General features: G+C 72.5%; 5 protein-coding genes and 1 riboswitch. Of the genes, 2 read left to right on the forward strand and 3 right to left on the reverse strand.

Annotation, left to right across the window (positions count from 1 at the left end; translation table 11 throughout):
- Window positions 1-1,187, forward strand: a 1,187-nt coding sequence (locus JM949_RS33190; protein WP_203152001.1) for a CDP-glycerol glycerophosphotransferase family protein, incomplete at its 5' end; no start/stop codon positions are given.
- A gap of 5 nt (window positions 1,188-1,192) precedes the next feature.
- Here JM949_RS33190 and JM949_RS33195 read toward each other — a convergent pair.
- Entirely contained in the window at window positions 1,193-1,930 is a 738-nt protein-coding gene (locus JM949_RS33195) for an alpha/beta fold hydrolase (protein ID WP_203152002.1), read from the reverse strand.
- Between the two features lie 129 nt (window positions 1,931-2,059).
- Here JM949_RS33195 and JM949_RS33200 point away from each other — a divergent pair, with 129 nt between their 5' ends.
- On the forward strand, window positions 2,060-3,088 hold the full coding sequence (locus JM949_RS33200) for a hypothetical protein (RefSeq protein WP_203152003.1): 1,029 nt from the start codon (window positions 2,060-2,062) through the stop codon (window positions 3,086-3,088).
- Between the two features lie 79 nt (window positions 3,089-3,167).
- Here the strand turns inward: JM949_RS33200 and JM949_RS33205 are convergent, their stop codons facing one another.
- Both JM949_RS33205 and JM949_RS33210 read right to left on the reverse strand, forming a co-directional pair.
- Window positions 3,168-4,016 (reverse strand): C39 family peptidase, encoded by an 849-nt coding sequence (locus tag JM949_RS33205; protein WP_203152004.1) that lies wholly within the window; start codon window positions 4,014-4,016, stop codon window positions 3,168-3,170.
- A gap of 232 nt (window positions 4,017-4,248) precedes the next feature.
- Window positions 4,249-4,390, reverse strand: a riboswitch (cyclic di-AMP (ydaO/yuaA leader).
- Window positions 4,391-4,675: 285 nt separating this feature from the next.
- Complete coding sequence (locus tag JM949_RS33210; RefSeq protein ID WP_238434340.1) at window positions 4,676-5,158, reverse strand: hypothetical protein; 483 nt, start codon at window positions 5,156-5,158, stop codon at window positions 4,676-4,678.
- Window positions 5,159-5,268 lie beyond the last annotated feature (110 nt).

The raw sequence follows: 5,268 nt of genomic DNA on the forward strand, positions 1-5,268 counted from the left end.
GCGCCGGCGCTGTCGCACTGGACCTGGCCCGGCGGCGGTTCCGGCCGAGCAGCGGTGGTGGCCCGGTGGCCCGCGCGCTGCACCGGCACCAGCCGGAGTTCCTGCTGCACTTCTCCGCGCCGCCCGGGTCGGAATACCAGGTCACCATGTGGCTGCCGTACCTGGAACGGATCGGCCGCCCGTTCCTGGTCATGGTGCGCGAGCCGGAGTTCCTCGCGCCGATCGCCGCGGCCACCGGCGCGCCGGTGGTCTACTGCCCCACCCTGCGGGCCATGGACGAGGCGCTGGTGCCGAGCCTGCGGACGGCCTTCTACGTCAACCACGGCGCGAAGAACAGCCACTGCATCCGGTTCACCCAGCTCACCCACGTGCAGCTGCACCACGGCGACAGCGACAAGGCGCCCAGCGCCAACCCGGTGTCGGGGATCTTCGACCGGATCTTCGTGGCCGGTCCGGCGGCGATCGACAGGTACGCCCGCGCCGGGGTGCGGATCCCGGCGGACAAGTTCGTGGTGGTGGGCCGCCCGCAGGTCGAGTCGATCGAGGTACGCCGGGAACCGGCCCGTGGGTTGGCGCAGCCGACAGTGCTGTACACCCCGACCTGGACCGGGCACCACGCCGACGCCGACTACTGCTCACTGCCGGTGGCCGAGGGGCTGCTGCGCCGGCTGCTGGAGCGCGGGGCGACGGTGATCCTGCGGGCCCACCCGTACACCGCGCAGAACCCGGCGTCGGCCCGCCAGCTGGGTCGGCTGACCGAGCTGCTCGTCGCCGACCGGGCCCGCACCGGCCGTCAGCACGTGTTCGGCGCGGCGGCTCGGGAGCTGAGCCTGACCGAGTGCGTGAACCGGTCCGACGTGTTGGTCTCCGACGTGTCCGGGGTGATCTCGGACTACCTCTACTCCGGCAAGCCGTACGCGGTCACCGACATGGGCGACGAGGGTGACCGGTTCGTGGAGCGGTTCCCGCTGGCCGGGTCGGGTTACGTGCTGCGCCGGGACCTGTCCAACCTGGACGACGTGCTGACCGCCCTGCTGGACACCGACCCGCTGGCCCAGGCCCGCTGGGCCACCCGCCGCCGCTACCTGGGTGACTTCCCGGCCGAGTCGTACGCCGAGGCGTTCCTGGCCGCCGCCCGCCGGGAGCTGACGCCGGCGCAGGAACTGACCGCTCCCGCACCGGCGTAGTCCGGTCAGCGGTACGCGTCCAGCAGCGCCAGCACGGCTGCCGGGTCCTCGACGTGCGCGTTGTGCCCGAGGCCGGGCAGCGTGGCGACGGGGACGCCGTACTCCTTGAGCTGCTCGTCGGTGACCATCGGGTCGTGTTCCCCGCGCGCCAGCACCACCGGCACGTCGGTCGCCGCCAGCAACCCGGCCAGGTCGGGCTCGCCGACGGCGAACGCCGCCGGGTCCATGGCCAGGCGCCACCGGCCGTCGACCTGACGCAGCCCGGCGTCCACCACCGGGTCGTCCGGCGCGACCAGACCGGTCAGCCCGGAGACGCGCAGGTAGCGGCGGGCCGCCTCGGTGCGGCTGGCGAACCAGCTCACCGGGCGGGCGGCGATCTCGGCGGCCCGGGCCAGCTCGGCCGGTGACCACAGTGCCTTGATGCCCAGACCGACCACCGCGTCGACAGGCATCCCGGCGGCGCGGGCGGCCAGCGCGAGGCCGACCACCCCGCCCAGCGAGTGCCCGAGCACGACGAGCCGGTCGTCGGCGGCGAGGCCGTGGGCGATCCGGCCGGCGAACCCGTCGAAGGAGTACGACGGCAGTGGTGGCGCCCAGCCGTGGCCGGCGAGGTCCGGTGCCAACCACCGGCCGGGCCAGTGCTGCTCCAGGTACGGCGCCCAGGGCAGCCACACGTCCCCGGTCGCACCCATCCCGTGCAGCAGCAACAGCACCGGCCTTCGACCACCCGTCTTCTCCACCACGGCCGCAGTCTCCCACGGTTCACCGAAGGGTACGAGTGGCGTCACCCCGCGCCACGAAGATCCACTGTAGTCTTCGCCCCCGGAACCGGGAGTGCCGGCTGTCGATCCCGTCGCGAAGAGGAGTTCCCAGTGCTCAGAATGCTCGGACCAGCGCTGGCGGTGGCCCTGACGGCCACCGCGCTCGGCGTACCGCAGACGCGTCCCGCGTCCGTCGCGTCATCGGGTGGCGAGGCGGTCGCGGCGGCCGACCGGGTCCTGCGGGTCTACAACAACAACATCGAGAACCTGGTGGTGAACAACTCCGACGGGAGCTGCACCCGGATCTCCGGCCCGGACCACCTGACCTCGATCCTGGTCGACGACGCCGGGCGCACCGGCACCGGCGGGGTGGCGGCGCCGGACCTGTTGATCGTGCAGCAGGTACGCGGCACCGGCCAGGCCGAGGCGTACGCCGACCAGTTGTCGGCGAAGTTCGGCTACCCGGCGGGCAGTTACGGGGCGATAGTGGCGTGGGACGACCCGGAGCCGTGGGGCAGCACGCACCGGTGCAGCTCGCAGTCGCTCGGTGACCTGAAGAAGAAGCAGACCAACGCCATCATCTGGAACAAGCGGACGCTCAGCCTCGCCAGCGGCGACATCTCGAAGTACTGGAGCGCGGGCTGGCTCAAGCCGGGCACCGCGTACGCCGACGGCGCCGGGTGCACGCTGTACAAGCCGCCGAACAGCGACCCGGACAGCACCGACTACTACAAGTGGAAGCGGACCAGCGCCATCGCGGCCCGATTCACCATCAAGGCCACCGGCACGAGCGTGTTCGCCGCGACCATGCACCTGCCGCAGGAGAACCGGCAGAACGCGTGCGCCGGCGACGGCGACCGGGGCATCGCCAACAGCGGCATCCACCTGGGCGCGGACGCGACCGCGCTGCTGAACGCGTCCACGATCCGGGTGGTGGGGATCGACGCCAACCGCACCGGCATCGCGCCGGGCACGCTCAGCGGTTACGGCATGACCGGCTACGGGTCGACGGCCACCAGCGGCTCCAGCAAGATCGACTATCTCTTCGTCCGAGGCGGCGTGCAGTCGTCCGCCGTCGATCACACGGTCGTCGGGACGAAGTCGAACCACAGGGCGCTGTACGGCTTCATCACCTACTGACCGACAGCACAGGCGACAACGCAGCGGACGCCGTCCCCCCCACCGGGGGGCGGCGCCCGCGACGCTCGGCGGGTACCCGTCAGGCGGAGTAGCCCCGGGTCGCGATCCAGTTGGCCAGGTCGATCGTGGTGACCCAGTACGACGGGTCGGCCGCGTTCGCCGAGTCGGCGATCCGCACGGTGCGGCCGTTGTCCCGGTAACCCACGACGGCGATGTAGTGCCCGCCGCCGTAGGAGTGCCAGCCGCCGTCGGTGTCGACGGCGTCGCCGACGACGTTGGCCACCACACCCCGGCCGTCGGTGATGGCAGTGACGACGTCGGCCTGGAGCCGGTCCATCTGGGCGGGGCTGGGCGCGCCGGCGAACATCCGGGTCCGGTACGGGGAGCCCTTCACCTCGGCGTTGAGCACGCGGGTGGTGTCCTCGGCCGAGTTGGTGCCCATCTCGGTGGTGCCCAGTTCGGCGCCGAGCTGCTCCTGGGTGCGGTCGATGCCGGTGGCGCTGAGCGCGTTCCGGGTGGCTGCCGGACCGCAGTTGTAGTAGGTGTTCTGCGCCTCGTAGTCGTAGTCGAGCACCTTGGTCGCGGGCGGCTTCGGCGGCGTCGGCTTACGGGTGAGGTCCGGGTTGCTGGTGGCCTTGGCGGCGGGGGACGCGGCGCTGGTGGCCGGGGCGGCGGTGCTCGGCACGGCACTGGCCGAGGGGGACGCGTCGCGCGCCTCGCCCCGGGAGGCCGCGACGTCGCTGCGCATCTCGGCGACAGTGGTCGCGGTGCGCTGGCTGGCCGGGGCATCGTCGGTCGCGGTGAGCAGGGCACCGCCGGTGGCGGCGATCGCGAGGGCCGCGGCGGAGGCGGCGACGATCTGGTAGGGACGCTCGGTGGTGAGACGGCGGAGCTGACGCTGCAGGGTGTGCTTCACGGGGTCCTCCACGGATCGGGGGGCGAGCGGCACACCGGGACCGGACCGGTATCCGGGCAGGCGCCAGCGCGCGGACCGTGGCCCGCGGATGGTGTACCGCTCAGGGGAACGCCCGGCGCGGCCGGGCGGGAAAGGCGATGACCCGGGGGTCAGCTCACCGTCACTGGACGGATGAGCGGGAGCACCGCCGCGCCGTGGAGGCGAGGGAACAACCGAGGGGTGGAAAGGTGCTGCACGAGGATGGGACTCCTTCCGACACCGCCTACCGGGTTAGCTGACGGATTCGGGCGGGAAGATCGCCCTACCGCGGGCCGTGGCTCGCGGATTCACCCCGGACTTACTGATGGGTCCCCGGTTCGTTGATCACGATTGAGCGGGTCGATGCGGCGTCGCCTGTTGCGATCGGTTACCGCACCGGACGGGACGACACTACTGGCCGCTTCGCGCCCTGCCAAGCCAGGTTCACCTGCGTAAACCCCCAATCGGCGCAGCAATTTCTGCGCGTATTGCCGATGACGTGACTCGATGGGACAAGCGGTTACGCAGACACCTGCGGGCGACAACCGGACAGGCCGCCGGCAACGCGACCACAATCGCGGGAACAAACACGCCGATCGCGTCGACCGTCCGATTTCACCGCAGCGTGACCGGGCTCACATCACAGATCGGGCTCAACCCACCCGTGCCGGACGCCACCGTGCCACGACGGCCGGACGCCACACCCCGCGCACCGCGCGGCGCACCGGCACCGGGTGCGGCCGCAGCCGGCAGGCCGCCGCGTACGCCTCCTCGGCGAGGGTGCGAGCCGACTCCGCGGCCAGCTCCGCATCGCGCCAGGCGGCCCGCTCACGACCGGCAGCCGCCTGGTAGTCGGCCAGCCTCGCGTCCCGGACCACCCGGCTGAGCGACACCTCCTGCTCGACCGGGTGCCGGCGGGGGTCCCAGCCGTTGCGGTGCCCGAACACGTCGCCGAGCTGTGCCATGGTCAGGTCGCCCCGCCAGTACGCCGCCATCGCCGCGCGGTGCAGATAGCGCTCCCGGGCGGCGTACTCGGCGGGGGTGTGCGGGGTCCGCGGGGTGGGCAGCGCACCGGCGCCGGAGAAGCGCCGGGCGGCGGCGTCCGCCTCGTCGTACCCGACCCAGGCCTGTTCCAACTGCTGCTGGGCACCTCCTGCTCGACCGGGTGCCGGCGGGGGTCCCAGCCGTTGCGGTGCCCGAACACGTCGCCGAGCTGTGCCATGGTCAGGTCGCCCCGCCAGTACGC

It is taken from the genome of Micromonospora tarensis (genome assembly GCF_016803395.1).
GTDB classification, from domain to species: domain Bacteria; phylum Actinomycetota; class Actinomycetes; order Mycobacteriales; family Micromonosporaceae; genus Micromonospora; species Micromonospora tarensis.